General features: G+C 58.7%; 14 protein-coding genes, 2 tRNA genes and 1 pseudogene. 9 read left to right on the top strand and 8 right to left on the bottom strand.

Annotated features, from left to right (window positions below; genetic code table 11):
* Window positions 1–96: 96 nt before the first annotated feature.
* Window positions 97–621 carry a cupredoxin domain-containing protein gene (locus tag PSTAB_RS12450; protein ID WP_003287669.1) on the bottom strand — a complete coding sequence of 175 codons (525 nt, stop codon included), beginning with the start codon at window positions 619–621 and terminating at the stop codon, window positions 97–99.
* Between the two features lie 364 nt (window positions 622–985).
* Between PSTAB_RS12450 and PSTAB_RS12455 the strand changes: the two genes are divergently transcribed.
* From PSTAB_RS12455 to PSTAB_RS21300, 3 genes are all read left to right on the top strand, one after another.
* The gene (locus tag PSTAB_RS12455; RefSeq protein ID WP_003287667.1) at window positions 986–1,663 is read left to right on the top strand and encodes a heavy metal response regulator transcription factor; all 678 of its coding nucleotides are present in this window, start codon (window positions 986–988) and stop codon (window positions 1,661–1,663) included.
* A complete protein-coding gene (locus PSTAB_RS12460; protein WP_003280459.1) occupies window positions 1,660–3,066 on the top strand; it encodes a heavy metal sensor histidine kinase in 1,407 nt (468 codons plus the stop codon). Before PSTAB_RS12455 ends, PSTAB_RS12460 begins: the two co-directional genes overlap by 4 nt.
* A gap of 155 nt (window positions 3,067–3,221) precedes the next feature.
* Entirely contained in the window at window positions 3,222–3,551 is a 330-nt protein-coding gene (locus tag PSTAB_RS21300) for a four-helix bundle copper-binding protein (protein ID WP_080564988.1), read from the top strand.
* A 66-nt stretch (window positions 3,552–3,617) separates the two neighbouring features.
* On the opposite strand, the gene PSTAB_RS21305 is transcribed toward PSTAB_RS21300, so the two are convergent.
* Complete coding sequence (locus PSTAB_RS21305; protein WP_080564989.1) at window positions 3,618–3,920, bottom strand: hypothetical protein; 303 nt, start codon at window positions 3,918–3,920, stop codon at window positions 3,618–3,620.
* A gap of 248 nt (window positions 3,921–4,168) precedes the next feature.
* On the opposite strand from PSTAB_RS21305, the gene PSTAB_RS12465 reads away from it, so the two are divergent.
* From PSTAB_RS12465 to PSTAB_RS12475, 4 genes are all read left to right on the top strand, one after another.
* The gene (locus PSTAB_RS12465; RefSeq protein WP_080564990.1) at window positions 4,169–6,490 is read left to right on the top strand and encodes a heavy metal translocating P-type ATPase; all 2,322 of its coding nucleotides are present in this window, start codon (window positions 4,169–4,171) and stop codon (window positions 6,488–6,490) included.
* Between the two features lie 74 nt (window positions 6,491–6,564).
* Window positions 6,565–6,837 (top strand): heavy-metal-associated domain-containing protein, encoded by a 273-nt coding sequence (locus PSTAB_RS21310; RefSeq protein WP_003280450.1) that lies wholly within the window; start codon window positions 6,565–6,567, stop codon window positions 6,835–6,837.
* Window positions 6,838–6,862: 25 nt separating this feature from the next.
* The gene (locus tag PSTAB_RS12470) at window positions 6,863–7,321 is read left to right on the top strand and encodes a DUF411 domain-containing protein (protein WP_003280447.1); all 459 of its coding nucleotides are present in this window, start codon (window positions 6,863–6,865) and stop codon (window positions 7,319–7,321) included.
* A gap of 150 nt (window positions 7,322–7,471) precedes the next feature.
* Window positions 7,472–9,238 carry a protein-disulfide reductase DsbD gene (locus tag PSTAB_RS12475; RefSeq protein WP_013983191.1) on the top strand — a complete coding sequence of 589 codons (1,767 nt, stop codon included), beginning with the start codon at window positions 7,472–7,474 and terminating at the stop codon, window positions 9,236–9,238.
* A 274-nt stretch (window positions 9,239–9,512) separates the two neighbouring features.
* Here PSTAB_RS12475 and PSTAB_RS12480 read toward each other — a convergent pair.
* The 3 genes and pseudogenes from PSTAB_RS12480 to PSTAB_RS12490 form a co-directional block, all read right to left on the bottom strand.
* Window positions 9,513–10,796: pseudogene (locus PSTAB_RS12480) on the bottom strand (tyrosine-type recombinase/integrase); the annotation flags it as partial.
* A gap of 224 nt (window positions 10,797–11,020) precedes the next feature.
* Window positions 11,021–11,096, bottom strand: a tRNA-Gly gene (locus PSTAB_RS12485).
* Window positions 11,097–11,113: 17 nt separating this feature from the next.
* Window positions 11,114–11,189: transfer RNA gene (locus PSTAB_RS12490), tRNA-Glu, on the bottom strand.
* A 214-nt stretch (window positions 11,190–11,403) separates the two neighbouring features.
* On the opposite strand from PSTAB_RS12490, the gene PSTAB_RS12495 reads away from it, so the two are divergent.
* Window positions 11,404–12,171 carry a hypothetical protein gene (locus tag PSTAB_RS12495; RefSeq protein ID WP_017243998.1) on the top strand — a complete coding sequence of 256 codons (768 nt, stop codon included), beginning with the start codon at window positions 11,404–11,406 and terminating at the stop codon, window positions 12,169–12,171.
* A gap of 54 nt (window positions 12,172–12,225) precedes the next feature.
* On the top strand, window positions 12,226–12,903 hold the full coding sequence (locus PSTAB_RS12500; RefSeq protein WP_041771776.1) for a glutathione S-transferase family protein: 678 nt from the start codon (window positions 12,226–12,228) through the stop codon (window positions 12,901–12,903).
* A gap of 62 nt (window positions 12,904–12,965) precedes the next feature.
* Here the strand turns inward: PSTAB_RS12500 and PSTAB_RS12505 are convergent, their stop codons facing one another.
* The 3 genes from PSTAB_RS12505 to msrB form a co-directional block, all read right to left on the bottom strand.
* Window positions 12,966–13,856, bottom strand: a complete 891-nt coding sequence (locus PSTAB_RS12505; protein WP_013983195.1) for an ATP-binding protein — start codon at window positions 13,854–13,856, stop codon at window positions 12,966–12,968.
* Between the two features lie 86 nt (window positions 13,857–13,942).
* On the bottom strand, window positions 13,943–14,425 hold the full coding sequence (locus PSTAB_RS12510; RefSeq protein ID WP_013983196.1) for a glutathione peroxidase: 483 nt from the start codon (window positions 14,423–14,425) through the stop codon (window positions 13,943–13,945).
* A 16-nt stretch (window positions 14,426–14,441) separates the two neighbouring features.
* Window positions 14,442–14,840 carry a peptide-methionine (R)-S-oxide reductase MsrB gene (msrB, locus tag PSTAB_RS12515; protein WP_013983197.1) on the bottom strand — a complete coding sequence of 133 codons (399 nt, stop codon included), beginning with the start codon at window positions 14,838–14,840 and terminating at the stop codon, window positions 14,442–14,444.
* Window positions 14,841–14,978: the final 138 nt, after the last annotated feature.

The raw sequence follows: 14,978 nt of genomic DNA on the forward strand, positions 1-14,978 counted from the left end.
ACTCAAAAAACTTGCTGATCAGTCCTGATAAGCGAACTTACAAGATAACAACCATGCCCCACTCATTAAGCGGGGCAGTACTTTTACGTTAGGCGCTTAACGTATCTCTACCTTGCCGACCATTCCCGCTTGATAGTGTCCCGGAATATTGCAAGCAAACTCCAGATTCTTTGTTTTCGAGAACGTCCAGATCAACTCTTCGCGGGCGCCGGGTTCGATCAGAACACTGTTCGGATCGTCGTGTGTCATCCCGCCATCCATTTCACCCGCCATATGACTCATGTCATGAGCACCTGTCGGGGTAAGCATGCCGCTGCGAAACATCGCAATCATTTCCTGCTCGTGCGCGGCATGGGTGTCCGAGTAGCCGAGGTTGAATTCATGCAGCAGGGCTCCGTCGTTATGCAACACGAAACGGACCGTCTCACCCGCCTTGACTTCAATCGTCTCAAGCGCAAAGACGTTATCGCTCATTCGTACCTCAATGGTGCGATCCACCGCCTGCGCGTCGCCCGGCTGTCCAAAGTCGAGCGCATGACTATGGCCAGGGGCGGCCATTGCAGCAGTCGTGCTGAAAACCAAACCCAGTGCGGAAAAAAGGGAAAGAGAATAAATTTTCATTGGCTGGAGCTCATTCAAGTGATTGAGGAGTACCCAAGAGTAGGACGGCTGACCTGCCGGCTGGCTTACCCTGAAATTACATTTGTGTAACGTTCGGCCCGCCTCTTTAGCAAAAGGCGCAAGCAGAAAAAAAGGCGCCCGAAGGCGCCGTGAAGGCCAAGGAGCAATGAGGAGGGCCTAAAAAATCTACTCGCCATAACGCCGTGCGGAGCCACACCGGATCGTGAGCACAACCGATACCCTGCAAACTCTAAACGCCCTGTTCTGTCGGCAACCTGAAGCGGGCGTTACATTTTTGTAAGCTTCTGGTTGAGGGCACTAATTGCCTGCACACTCAGGCTGTCGAGTTTCGGAGTCTGTACGCATGAAATTACTGGTAGCTGAAGACGAACCCAAAACCGGGGCGTATCTGCAACAAGGCCTGACTGAAGCCGGATTCACTGTTGACCGGGTCATGACCGGGACAGATGCGCTTCAGTACGCGTTGAGTGAAACCTATGACCTGCTGATTCTGGACGTGATGATGCCCGGGCTGGATGGGTGGGAGGTGCTGCGCATGGTCAGGGCAGCCGGGAAAGACATGCCGGTGTTGTTCCTGACCGCCCGTGATGGCGTGGAAGACCGCGTCAAAGGCCTTGAGCTGGGCGCGGACGACTACCTGATCAAGCCGTTCGCTTTCTCCGAGCTTCTGGCAAGGGTCAGGACCTTGCTTCGCAGGGGCAATGGCTCCCCTACCCAGACCACCCTGAAAATTGCTGATCTCGAAGTGGACCTGCTGAAACGCCGCGCCATCCGTGCCGGCAAGCGGATCGACCTGACCGCCAAGGAATTTGCACTGCTGGAATTGCTGATGCGCCGGCGCGGCGAGGTGCTGCCGAAATCCCTGATTGCCTCTCAGGTATGGGATATGAACTTCGACAGCGACACCAATGTCATCGAGGTCGCGGTGCGCCGTGTGCGCGCAAAAATAGACGACGACTTCGAGCCCAAGCTGATTCAGACCGTGCGCGGCATGGGCTATATGATGGATGCGCCGGAATGAGCGTGCGCCACCTTTCGCTGACCGCCCGCATGAGCCTGATGTTCATGTCAGTAGTGGTGGTGGTTCTGACGATGGCCGGCCTGAGTTTCAACGTGCTCAGCCAGCACCACTTCGAAGTGCTGGATCGACAGGCCCTGGTCGAGAAGCTCGAATCGACCCGACACATCCTTAATAACGCACGCAGCGACGCAAGCCTCACCGAGGAACTGCCGCAGTTACGAGCGCTGCTCGGTGCCCATCATGATCTGGCGGCGACCATCCTGAGCGGTGATGGCAGGGTGCTTTTTTCCGATCCCAAGGCAGCCGATGTCCCGGAAAGCTTCAGGCATGCGGAAGAGCAAAGCATGTGGGAATGGCAGAATGCAGGACACCTGTATCGAGGGATGACTGCGCAAATTTCCGTGGCAGACAAGTCCGAACCCCTCACAGCTCTGTTGATTCTCGATGTCACGAGCCATGCGCACTTCTTCGAGACCTTGCAGCGATGGTTCATTGCCGGGCTAGTAATCAGCGCCCTGATCAGTGCCGCTCTAGGCTGGGTCGTTGTTCGAAGCGGGTTAAGACCTCTTCGGCAAGTGACCCACCTCGCAACATCAATGTCAGCCCGGTCGTTACAGGAGCGAATTCCGCTAGAGCCAGTACCACTAGAGCTGCAGCAGCTCGTTCTGTCCTTCAATGCGATGCTGGGCCGCCTGGAAGATGCCTTCGTACGGCTGTCCAATTTCTCGGCTGACATCGCCCATGAACTGCGAACCCCTGTCAGCAATCTGATGACCCACACCGAGGTAGTGCTCACCCGAAAGCGGGACCTTGATGCTTACGAGGATAACCTCTACTCCAATCTGGAAGAATTTAAGCGAATGTCACGCATGATTGATGACATGCTTTTTCTAGCAAAATCTGACAACGGATTGATAATTCCAGAACAAAGCACTATCGAACTTTCGAGATTAGTTTCCAAGCTGCTTGAGTATTACCACCTATTGGCCGAAGAGCGCGGTATACACCTCTCAGCTTCAGGCAGAGGCGAGGTGCTGGGAGATAAGTTGATGCTCAATAGAGCGCTCTCCAACTTGTTATCCAATGCGCTGCGCTATACCCCGACCGGGGAAAACATCTCTGTAACGATTCGTGAGACGGAAGAGACGGTCGTCCTTAGCGTCGAGAATCCCGGCGGGACGATCAAACCAGAACATCTGGAAAAACTTTTCCATCGTTTCTATCGGGTCGATCCAGCACGGCGTGAGGGCAACCCAAGCAACGCTGGCCTCGGTTTGGCAATCACTAGATCCATCGTTGAAGCCCATAACGGGAGAATCTGGTGTACCTCTGCAGGTGGCGTAACGGCCTTTTATATGGAGTTCCCCGGCAAGCCGCATAGCAGCAAAGGCAATCACCTTTGATATCAAGCAGCTACAGCGAACCAATAGCCTTACAATATTGTAATGTAAGTCATCGAAACAGAAGGACTCTAAGCCTGTCGTATTGAATGGACCTAGCTGATGATTGCCGCGACCGGCGTAAGGTTCAAAGCTAACCATGAACTTCAGGAGGACATATGGACAACAAAATATTCGATAACTGTATTCAAGCTTGCTCTAACTGCGCCCTCGTGTGCGAAAAATGCGCATCTGCCTGTCTACGTGAAGAAAACGTCCAGGCGATGGCTCGTTGCATTGAACTCGACAGGGATTGTGCTGACGTGTGCGCTCTGGCAGCCAGACTTATGAGTCGCCAGAGCCAGCTATCCAAAGAATTATGCGCACTGTGTGCAAAGATCTGCCGGGCCTGCGGCGAAGAGTGTGCCAAGCATCAGATGGATCACTGCCAAGAGTGCGCGAAGGCTTGTATGGAATGTGCTGAGGAATGTGAACGCATGGCTGCGTAGTCGAACTCGCTGCCTTTGCCAAGGCAATATCAGGCCTTGGCAGAGCAGCAATTATCCTTTAAAAAATCAGCCGTTATTGATGCCAACCGGCACGCCTCGGTATTCTACAGTATGAATGACGCCATCGGGGGTGCGGATCTTTATTTCATATGGCCGTACGCGACCATCAGAGCGGCCCATAACTCTCTTGCCCTTATAATTTACGCTTAAAACCTTACCGTCCTTAAGAAGTTGCTTTAGAACCTGCTTGCCATCAGCCGCCGAATAATCATGTCGCATCTGCGATTCTTGGCCAGTTTCAGTCGCCACCGCCAAAGAGGCGGCCATTGTTAGAGCGAGAACAGTGAGTGCTTTCCGCAGGATCTTCATGATTAACACCTCTGGGTAATTGATGCCTAAATCTTAAAGGCACCACCCTTACGGCATGCTGTTTCGCTTGTTACAAATTCGTAAGTTAACTAATTATCTATATAGGAACCATTTCTTGGCGGAATGCCCAGGTGTCTGCCGCAAGCTTACAATAATGTAATTCTTGGGTCAGGCGGCTGTCAGCCCGTCAGGGATACCCTATATAAAATACCCCCGCGTGTGCGTAGACAGGTTTAAAAGGAGCGGTAATGTCTCAGGCCAATCAGCTACATCCCACACTTCAGACCCCATCGGATCGTGACCCTGTTTGTGGCATGACGGTCAAATCCGACAGTCCGCACCAGACCAGCCACGCCGGCCAACAACTGCTCTTCTGCAGCCAGCATTGTCTGGAAAAATTCAATGCCGAGCCAAGCAGATATTTGGATGCTGGGGATGCTCACGGCGAGACGCCGACCGTCGATCACGGCGCCAAATACACCTGCCCGATGCACCCGGAAATACTGCAGATCGGCCCAGGCACATGCCCCAAATGCGGCATGGCCCTGGAGCCGGTCATGCCCGAACTGGAAGAAGAGGACAACCCGGAGCTCAGAGACTTTTCTCGACGCTTCTGGTGGACGTTGCCGTTGACCGTGATTGTCACTGTATTGGCAATGGGTGAGCACGCTATCTCGCTGTTTCACGGCGCCACGCAGAACTGGGTCGAACTGGCGCTAGCCACCCCGGTGGCGCTCTGGGCCGGCTGGCCCTTCTACGTGCGCTGCGTGCAATCGTTCATCAACCGCAGCCCGAACATGTGGACGCTGATCGGCCTCGGAACCTCCGCCGCCTACCTGTATAGCCTGATCGCCACCCTGGCGCCCGGCGTATTCCCCGACCACTTCATGCAGGGTGAACGCATCGGCGTGTACTTCGAGGCGGCAGCGGTAATCATCTCGCTGACTCTGCTCGGCCAAATCCTGGAACTCAAGGCGCGCTCGCAGACCTCGGCGGCGATCAGATCGCTGCTCGGTCTGGCGCCCAAGACCGCCCGGCGCATCAAGGCCGATGGCAGCGAAGAGGACATTCCCCTCACCCACGTGCACAGCGGCGACAAGCTGCGGGTGCGCCCAGGCGAAAAAGTGCCGGTTGATGGCATGGTGGTGGAAGGCGAAAGCGCGGTGGACGAGTCGATGCTGACCGGCGAGCCGGTGCCGATCATGAAACGCGCCGGTGATAGCCTGATCGGCGCTACCCTCAACAGCCACGGCAGCTTGGTGATGCAGGCACAAAAGGTCGGCAGCTCGACCGTGCTTGCGCAGATCGTGCAGATGGTAGCCCAAGCGCAGCGCTCCAAGGCGCCAATGCAGCGGCTGGCCGACGTCATTGCCGGGCGTTTCGTGCTGGCGGTCATCGCCATCGCTGCTCTGACCTTTGTCGTATGGGGCCTGTGGGGGCCGGAACCGAGCTGGGTGTTCGGTCTGATCAACGCAGTCGCGGTACTGATCATTGCCTGCCCCTGCGCCCTGGGCCTGGCCACGCCGATGTCGGTGATGGTCGCCACCGGCAAAGCGGCCGGCAGCGGCGTGCTGTTCCGCGATGCTGCCGCGATAGAAAACCTGCGCAAGATCGACACTCTGATCGTCGATAAGACCGGCACCCTCACCGAAGGCCGCCCTGCTTTCCACAGCGTCGAGGCGGCGCCCGGCTTCACGCGGGACGAGGTGCTGCGACTGGCCGCCAGCCTGGATCAGGGCAGCGAACATCCCCTGGCACACGCCATCGTCGATCATGCCCGTGCCCAGGGCCTTGCGCTGAGCACGCCTGAAACCTTCGAATCGGCCTCCGGCATCGGCGTGCGTGGCAAGGTTGACGGCCGCGACTTGCAGTTGGGCAACACCGCGCTGATGAATGATGCCGGCGTGGATGCCAGCCCGCTCAAGGGGCATGCCGAACAGCTGCGCGGCGAAGGCGTGAGCATCATGTTCCTGGCCGTGGACAACGTACTGGCCGGTCTGCTGGCGGTTTCCGACCCGATCAAACCGACCTCAAAACTGGCGATCCAGCGCCTGCAGGCAGACGGCATACGGGTGATCATGGCCACCGGCGATGGCCTGACGACTGCCCGTGCCGTAGCCCGCGAACTGGGTATCGAGGAGGTGCACGGCGAGGTCAAGCCGCAGGACAAGGAACGCCTGACCGCCTCGCTGCAACAGCAAGGGCACCGCGTGGCCATGGCCGGCGACGGCATCAACGACGCCCCGGCCCTGGCGCGCGCCGATATCGGCATTGCCATGGGCACCGGCACCGATGTGGCGATGAACAGCGCCCAGGTCACGCTGGTCAAGGGCGACCTGCTCGGCATCCTGCGCGCGCGCAGCCTGTCGGTGGCCACCGTGCGCAACATGCACCAGAACCTGACCTTCGCCTTTCTTTACAACGCTCTGGGCATTCCTTTGGCAGCCGGCCTGCTCTACCCGCTGACCGGCCTCCTGCTGTCACCAATAATCGCAGCGCTGGCGATGAGCATGAGCTCCGCTTCGGTGGTGTTCAACGCCTTGAGACTGCGCAAGGTATCAATCGACTGAAACTCTTGACCTTGCCACCTTGGCAAGGTTGAGAATTGCCTCAACCCCAGCAGCAACCTCGCAAGGAGATTGTCATGAGCACCGTTGAATTGAGTGTCAAAGGCATGAGCTGCGGCTCATGCGTCCTGCATGTCACCGAGGCGCTCAACGCAGTTGAAGGCGTCACCGAGGTCGACGTCGATCTGCAAGCGGCCAGTGTGCGGGTCAGCGCTGAGTGCGACAGCGATGTGCTTGTCGCCGCCCTGGGTGATGCTGGATACCCCGCCCAACTGAGCAGTCCGGCGGCCTCATCGAGCCCCGCCAGGAAAACCGGATGCGGTGGAAGCGGTGGCTGCTGTTGCAAGTGAGCAAACCATTGGAAACAGGTTTTTTATGTCCAGAACACTGACTACCGCGGCGCTCGCAGCCCTGCTGCTAAGTGGCGCCGCCCAGGCCGCGCAACCCCTGATCATTGATGTGCACCGCGACGCCAACTGTGGGTGCTGCAAGGACTGGATTACCTACCTGGAGAACAACGGCTTCGAAGTCCGCGATCACGTCGAACGCAACATGAACACGGTCAAGCAAGACCTCGGCGTGAAACCGCGTCTGGCTTCCTGCCATACAGGCGTGATCGATGGAAAGTTCGTTGAAGGCCACGTGCCCGTTGCGCAGATTTTGGAGCTTCGCAAGCGCCCTGACCTGCTGGGCATCGCCGTGCCAGGCATGCCGGCTGGCTCACCAGGCATGGAGTATGGCGACGTCAAACATCCCTACCAGGTGATCGGGATAACTCGCACTGGCCGAGAAAAGGTCATTGCCAATTATCCGCTGGAACAAGCCCCGAATTAATAGCAGCTCGCCGGGCGGGCTGGTACTGGCTGGCATCCTGCGATGCACTGAATCGCAGCGGAGACCATCCCCAGCCCGCACTTCAAAAAGCCCGGCTCCGTTAACAAGCTGAAATTCACCTCCTTTTCGTTATTAGCCCGCGAGATGGTCATGTCCCGCCTCCTGCTGTGTCTGCTGCTGCTACTGCTTACCTTGCCAGCCAACGCCGAGATATTTGATTCTTCGCGTCCTCAGTCGGCTCTGTTCGGCACTCCGCTGAATAACAGCCAGGATTTCCTTCCGGTAGACAGGGCCTTCCGCCTCGACCTGTTGGAAGCCGGTAAGGACAGCGTCCGCCTGCGCTTCATAAATGCCGAGGGTTATTACCTCTATAAACATCGCTTCGCATTCACCAGCGACCACCCGCAAGTGTCAATCGGCACCCCGCAATGGCCCGCGGCCGAACCGAAAACCGATGAATTTTTTGGCGATGTCGAGGTGTTCTACGGCGTTACCGACTTGCTGCTACCCGTTAATAACCCTCAGAACACACCGTTCACCTTACAGGTGAGCTATCAGGGCTGCGCTGATCTGGGGCTGTGCTATCCGCCAGAGATTCGCAGCTTCGAGGTAGGTGATCCCCCCCTCATTGCAGCCCTGCAACAAGGGGTCGCCATTGACTGGCGTAGTCTGGCGCTGTTCTTCCTGGCGGGCTTGGGCCTGACTTTCACACCCTGCGTGCTACCGATGCTGCCAATTCTGTCTGGCGTGGTATTACGCGGACAACTCGGCGGAACGCGTGGATTACGCCTATCGCTTGCCTACGTACTCCCCATGGCTGCCAGCTTCGCCCTGCTTGGTGCGCTAATGGGCATGTTCGGCGCTGGCCTCAACCTACAAGCGCGCCTGCAGTCACCGTGGCTGTTGGTGCCCTTTGCGATGTTCTTCACTGTTTTCGCTCTGGCCATGTTCGGCGTATTCGAGCTGCGCATGCCGCGCTTTATCACCGAACGACTAGATCTCCTAGCCGGCCAGGCCCGCGGGGGTTCAATGTTGGGCGCCGCCACGCTCGGCGTACTGTCGAGCCTGCTGGTTTCGCCCTGTGTGACTGCCCCTCTGGTCGGCGCACTGCTCTACATAAGCACCACCGGCGACGCACTGGGTGGCGGCCTTAAGCTGTTTGCCCTCGGGTTGGGCATGGGCGCGCCGTTGGTATTGTTCGCCATCGGCGGCGGAGCATTGCTACCCAAGTCTGGCACCTGGATGGTCGGTGTGCGCAAAGCTTTCGGCGTGATGCTGCTGGCTGTCTCTGTATGGCTGCTAGAACGCGTGCTACCCGCTCCAGTGACTTTGGCCTTGTGGGGCCTTTTGGCAGTTGGCAGCGCGATTTGGCTCGGTGCCTTGGAGTTCACCCTCAAGTCCGGCCGGCAAAGGCTCGCCCAACTACTCGGTGTGGCACTACTGGTCTACGGTGTCAGCGCCTGGCTCGGCGCTTTGCAAGGTCAATCCGATCCGCTGCGACCGCTGGGTCAGCTGGACGCCAAAGCCGTACTTCCGAGCGGCGCTAACGCCGGCTGGCAGACCGTGGATACACCAGCTGCTCTGGATGCCGCTCTGCTGTCAGCAAAAAATGCCGACCAACCACTGCTATTGGATTGGTACGCCGACTGGTGCATCAGTTGCAAAGTAATTGAACGAGAAGTGCTGGCAGCACCCGCCGTGCGTGAGCAACTGACCGGTTACCGACTGGTGCGCTTCGACATAACGCGTAGCGATGCCGAGCAACGCGCCCTGCTCGACCGCTACCAGCTGTTCGGCCCACCGGCACTGCAGTTATTCGCTCCCAATGGCGAAGAATGGCAAGATCTCCGCACTGTTGGCGAAACCGACGCTGAGAGTTTCGTCAAACGCCTGCGCCAAGCCAACGGCCGAATCTAGATTAGCCCCTCCACTTCTGGAGGGGAGTGTTCTACCCCTGGCAGGCCAACAGGCTAACGGAAATGCAATCGCCACTACAGCCTACTGTCATCAGAGCAGCCGGCGATGCCGGCTGTCATTCCTTTCAGGCCAAGCACACCGCAACAACTGAAATCTAAGCTCTAGCCACCATCGACAGGCGCTCAATAGGCCCACCAACTGACGACCCCAGAATTAGCGACTTACCATCATCCACAGGGTCGAAGGACATTTCCGCACCTTGGTCTAGCAGCGGCATACCATCGAAGCGGATAGTAAGGTGCGTACTGGCCGCTTTGACCTTGTTCTGCTCTAACAAATCGAGCCGATCGGCCCAGTCTTGCATCATTTTCCGGCGGGGCTCCACATACAGAGCGTGGTTGTACGTGGCGCTGACCTTGTTGGGGTCCGCGTGCGAGAGCTGGGCGTCCACCCAGTTCTTGGGGTAACCAAACTCGTTGAGCGCCGTGGAGAGCGTGCCACGGATGCCGTGACCAGTGAGCAAATCTTTATAGCCCATGCGCTTGATCGCGCCGTTCAGCGTGTTCTCGCTAATGCGCATTCTCAGCTCGCTTCGGTGTGCAAGTAGATAGCGCTGGGCTGGCTTGGTCTGCTCCAGCAGATAGCGAACGATCTCGATGGCCTGGACCGATAACGGCACGATATAGGGCGGAATATCCTGCGGCCTCTGTCCACGCTTGCGCATACCATCCTGCAGCTGCTTGACCACCTCAGGGGGAATGATCCATAAGCCGCGCTCAAGATCGAACTGATCAGGGGTCGCCAGGCGCAGCTCACCAGTACGCACACCCGTCAACAACAACAGACGAATACCAAGTTGCGTGGTGAACCTGCCTCTATAGCGGCGTAGCTTGTTCAGCAGATTGGGCAGTTCAGGTAGCCGCAGGAAGGGATTATTGACCACAGGTGGCTTGGGGATAGCAACAACATCCAAGTCCGATGCTGGATTGCTTTCCAGCCCTGCGACTTTCACCATCGCAAAGCGGAACAACTGCCTGAGCCAGGTGCGCACTTTCTCGGCAGTGGTAAATGCCCTGCGCTGCTCGATACTCACGAGCACGTCCAACAGGTCGGGACGGCAAATATCAAAGATGGATACGGAGCCTAACGCGGGCAACACGTCTTTATCGAAGATACGCTGGATCTGCGAGAGGGTACTTTGCCTGCCTTCCTTGAGTTCCAGCTTTCGGTGCGCAAGCCACTGCAGATACACCACCTTGAAGCTGTTCTCCGTCGCGAAACAGACAGCTCGAAGTTTTTGCTTACGATCAATCTTGGGATTGATGCCTTTCGCCACCAGGGCGCGGGCCTCATCGCGTAATGCACGTGCTTCCCGAAGGCTAACCTTCGGATAGGTGCCCAGCGACATTCGTTTCTGTTTGGTAGCCCAGTAATATCTGAAGTGCCAAGACTTTCCGCCAGCGGCAGATACCGCCAGAGAAAGGCCATCGAAGTCGGTGAGGGTATAGTCTTTGCCAGTCGCCCGAGCCTGCCGGACAGTGACGTCTGTGAGCGCCATGGTATAGCTCCTGAACATAGGTCAGGGCTAGATGCTTGTCTCGCAGGCCACGCTCCTCCAGCAACAATCCGGAAACCACGCGCCCCGTAAGATGGACTTAAAACTGGACTCAAACGTCCTGGCTGGGGGTGGTTTACAGTGGATTTCACTGGAACGAAAAAAGGGCCTTACGGCCCTTACTTCAATGACTTATAGGCTTCAGTGGACGTCTATAGATCATAATTTGGAGCGGGAAACGAGACTCGAACTCGCGACCCCGACCTTGGCAAGGTCGTGCTCTACCAACTGAGCTATTCCCGCTTATCTACAACAAAAAGTGGCGTCCCCTAGGGGACTCGAACCCCTGTTACCGCCGTGAAAGGGCGGTGTCCTAGGCCACTAGACGAAGGGGACGCTGCCCGGAAACTACAGCTTACTTCCGGCTTGCAGCGCTCTGTTTGGCGCTTCACGCTGCAAGTGGCGCGCATTCTATGGAGGCCTCCGAAGGTCGTCAAGCATAGTTTTAAAAAAAATTTTCGCAGCATCACCGTGCGGCAGCTGGAGCTATCGGCCACATCATCAAGCCACTACACTCAGACGAAAAGCCAGCGGCTCGAGAGGTAGTCAAGTGTCCCCACTAATGATCACGGGATTGATCCTGGCCGGTTTGCTCGTTCTGGTCATCATCGTCTACTCCATACAGATCGTCGAAAAAGGCAATCTGGAAAAGGCCCGCAAGCGCGCCGAGCTGACCGACCGCTGCCGCCGCTGCGCCGATCTTTCTGACGGCCTGCCCGGGCAGATGATGACCCCGGCCCTGAAGCTGTTGCTCACCCGCCTCGAGCTGGCGCTCAGCGAGCGCCTGCAGCCGCTGGACAAGGGTAACGACAAACTGGCAGCCCGCCTTCAGACATTGCGCGCAGACGTGGCGAAGGGTGAGGCGATCGAAGTGCGCAATCCGCCCCGGCAGATCCTCACCGAGGCCCAGGCCAAGGAGAGCCGCTTCATGCTCGAGGATCTCCACGCCCAGATCGTGCGCGCCACCAAGGAAGGCCTCCTGGAACAAGCCGAGGCCAAGCGCTGGGTACAGGATATCCAGCGGATGCTGGCCATCCTGCACATCGAGTTTTTCACTAACCTGGGCAAGCAGGCGTTGCAGCAGAACCAGCCGCAGCGTGCACGCCTGGCCTTCGAACGAGGCGTCCAGCACATTCGACGGCAGCCGGCACCGGCGCCTTACCAGGCTCAACTGAAACAGCTGGAGGCCCTGCTGGAGCATGCCAACGCACTGGTGCTGAAGAACGAGGTGCCCAAGGCCGACGAGTCGAGCGAGCTGGCCGAAGGCATGAAGGCATTCGACGACGAAGACCTCTGGAAGAAGAACAACGTCTACTGATCGCATCACCGGCGACAGCTCATAACAAGAACGAATCCACCGCGGAGGACGATGATGTCTGTGACCCTGTACGGCGTGCCCCTCTCCCCCTTCGTCCGCAAGGTACGGCTGTGCCTGCAGGAAAAGGGACTCGACTATCAGCTTGAAACGGTGATGCCCTTCACCCCGCCAGACTGGTACTACGCCATCAACCCGCTGGGACGTATTCCCGCGCTCAAGGATGGTGACTGCACCCTCGCCGACTCCAGCGTGATCTGCCAGTACCTCGAAGAAGCCTATCCCGCCACGCCAACCCTGTACGGCGACAGCGCCCAAGCGCGCGGCCAGGTGCGCTGGCTCGAGAAATACGCGGATTACGAGCTGGCGCCGTTGACCACCTTCACCGTGTTTCGCAACCGAATTCTCAAGCCGACCTCCGGCCAGCCGTGCAACGAAGAGGCGGTGCAGACAGCGATGCAGCAGAAGCTGCCGCCTCATTTCGACTACCTCGAGCAGCAGCTCGGCGACAACGATTTCTTCGTCTGCGCCCGGTTATCCATGGCGGACATCGCCGTGACCTGTCAGCTGATCAACATGAGCCACGGCGGCGAACAGCTCGATGCCCAGCGCTGGCCGGGGCTGGCTGCACACCATGCGCGCATGCTGGCGCGTCCCGCCATCGAAAGCCTGCTGCCGGGCGAGCAACGCATGAATGCCAAGCTGCAGGAGATGGGCAAGGCCGCTACCGTCTAGGGTCGGCCGGCATCGGGCCCGCCGCAACAGCTGCGGCGGGCTCGACAAGCTACCAACGTCAGTTAGCGCCGCGCGTCGAGCAAACGCGCGCCCACCCACTGACGGGCGTACTGATACGCGCAGCGTCCATTGCGATTGCCGCGTCCGGTGGCCCAGCGAATCGCGTCCTTTTCCAGCGCTTCGTCCCAATCCCATTGCAGGCGCGCCTTGCCTGCCAGCGAATCGATCCAGTGGCGCACCACACTGAGGTAGTGCTGCTGGCTGAAGGGATAGAACGACAGCCAGAGGCCGAAACGATCGGACAAGGCAATCTTGTCCTCCACCGCCTCGTTCGGATGCAGCTCGCCGTCCACCATCTGCCAGTTCTCGTTGTCGCTCTGGCGCTCCGGCACCAGGTGACGGCGGTTCGACGTGGCATACAGCAGCACGTTCTCCGGCGCACGCTCCAGGGAACCGTCGAGCACGCTCTTGAGGACCCGGTAGTCACCCTCGCCGGCCTCGAAGGACAGGTCGTCGCAGAACAGCACGAAGGCCTGACGCTGCCCTGAAAGCAGCTCCACCACGCGCGGCAGATCCGCCAGATGGTCGCGCTCGATCTCGATCAGGCGCAGCCCACGGCCGGCATATTCGGCCAACAGAGCGCGAATCAGCGACGATTTTCCAGTACCACGGGCGCCCCAGAGCAAGACGTGATTGGCGGGTAGACCATCGACGAACTGCTGAGTATTGGCAGCCAGCAGATCACGCTGTCGGTCGATGCCGATCAGGTCGTCCAGACGCAGATCGAGATTGACCTCGAGCGGCGCCAGATAGCCGCTTCGGCCGTCACGGTGCCAGCGCGCCGCCAGCGTATGCTCCCAATCGATATTGGGCGGCTGCGCGGGCAGCAACGGCTCGATACGCGCCAACAGGCCTTCGGCACGCTGCAGGAAGGCTTTCAACTCGACATCCATGATTGACTCCAAACAGAAAAAGTCCGGCCGATGCCGGACCAGACATCAACGCCTGCAAAAGCTATCGATCCCGCGCCGCTCTTGTTTCAGAGCAGCGCCTCGATATCCGCCGCCAGCGCCTGCGGCGCGGTACGCGAGGAATAGCGCCGCACCGTGCGGCCCTGACCGGCGATGAGGAACTTGGTGAAATTCCACTTGATCGCCTTGCTGCCCAGCAGGCCGGGCGCGCGCTTCTTCAGCTCGATGAACAGCGGATGGGCGTCGCCGCCATTGACCTCGACCTTGGCGAACAACGGGAAGGACACGCCGAACCGACGCTCGCAGAAGGTGGCGATCTGCGCCTCGCTATCCGGCTCCTGTCCGCCGAACTGGTTGCACGGAAAACCGAGCACGACCAGGCCACGCTCGCCGTAGCGCTGCCAGAGCTCCTCCAATCCCTTGTACTGGGGCGTGAAACCACATTGGCTGGCGGTGTTCACCACCAGCAGCACCTTGGCATCGAAATCGGCGAGCGTCTTGTGCTCGCCGTCGATGGTGACGCAGGGAATATCTAACAGAGGATCGCGCATGCTGGTTCCTTGCGGCTCAGGCTTCGCGGGGCTTCAAGTCGAGCGAGGCCGAATTGATGCAATAGCGCAGACCGGTCGGTTTAGGGCCATCGGGGAACACATGCCCCAGGTGGGCATCGCAGCGAGCGCACCTGACCTCGATCCGGTGCATGCCATGACTGAAGTCATCCAGGCTGGCGATGGCCGTATCGCTTACAGGCTGGAAATAGCTGGGCCAGCCACAGCCGGAGTCGAACTTGGCATCGGCATCGAACAGCGGCGCATCACAGCAGACGCAATGGTAGACGCCCGGCGTCCGGGTGTCGTTGTACTTGCCGGTGAAGGGGCGCTCGGTGGCGCCGAGCCGGCAGATCTGGAACTGCTCATCGGACAGCTCCTCACGCCAGGCGTCGAGCGGTTTTTCCAGCTTGTCCATTGGTAGCCTCCTCGGGGTCTGTTCGCGTTTCGTCCCATGGCCACGACATGGCGCACCGGTTGTTTGGAACGCACACGAAGCGCAACAGCACGCTATATAAAAAAGGCCGATCTGTACCTTTTCCGGTGGTCGGGCCGC

Origin of the sequence: Stutzerimonas stutzeri (genome assembly GCF_000219605.1) — a bacterium.
Classification (GTDB): Bacteria; Pseudomonadota; Gammaproteobacteria; order Pseudomonadales; family Pseudomonadaceae; genus Stutzerimonas; species Stutzerimonas stutzeri.

Coding starts and splice junctions, on each gene's coding strand:
- PSTAB_RS12450 (WP_003287669.1), bottom strand. CDS start 621: ATGAAAATTTATTCTCTTTCCCTTTTTTCCGCACTGGGTTTGGTTTTC.
- PSTAB_RS12455 (WP_003287667.1), top strand. CDS start 986: ATGAAATTACTGGTAGCTGAAGACGAACCCAAAACCGGGGCGTATCTG.
- PSTAB_RS12460 (WP_003280459.1), top strand. CDS start 1,660: ATGAGCGTGCGCCACCTTTCGCTGACCGCCCGCATGAGCCTGATGTTC.
- PSTAB_RS21300 (WP_080564988.1), top strand. CDS start 3,222: ATGGACAACAAAATATTCGATAACTGTATTCAAGCTTGCTCTAACTGC.
- PSTAB_RS21305 (WP_080564989.1), bottom strand. CDS start 3,920: ATGAAGATCCTGCGGAAAGCACTCACTGTTCTCGCTCTAACAATGGCC.
- PSTAB_RS12465 (WP_080564990.1), top strand. CDS start 4,169: ATGTCTCAGGCCAATCAGCTACATCCCACACTTCAGACCCCATCGGAT.
- PSTAB_RS21310 (WP_003280450.1), top strand. CDS start 6,565: ATGAGCACCGTTGAATTGAGTGTCAAAGGCATGAGCTGCGGCTCATGC.
- PSTAB_RS12470 (WP_003280447.1), top strand. CDS start 6,863: ATGTCCAGAACACTGACTACCGCGGCGCTCGCAGCCCTGCTGCTAAGT.
- PSTAB_RS12475 (WP_013983191.1), top strand. CDS start 7,472: ATGTCCCGCCTCCTGCTGTGTCTGCTGCTGCTACTGCTTACCTTGCCA.
- PSTAB_RS12500 (WP_041771776.1), top strand. CDS start 12,226: ATGTCTGTGACCCTGTACGGCGTGCCCCTCTCCCCCTTCGTCCGCAAG.
- PSTAB_RS12505 (WP_013983195.1), bottom strand. CDS start 13,856: ATGGATGTCGAGTTGAAAGCCTTCCTGCAGCGTGCCGAAGGCCTGTTG.
- PSTAB_RS12510 (WP_013983196.1), bottom strand. CDS start 14,425: ATGCGCGATCCTCTGTTAGATATTCCCTGCGTCACCATCGACGGCGAG.
- msrB (WP_013983197.1), bottom strand. CDS start 14,840: ATGGACAAGCTGGAAAAACCGCTCGACGCCTGGCGTGAGGAGCTGTCC.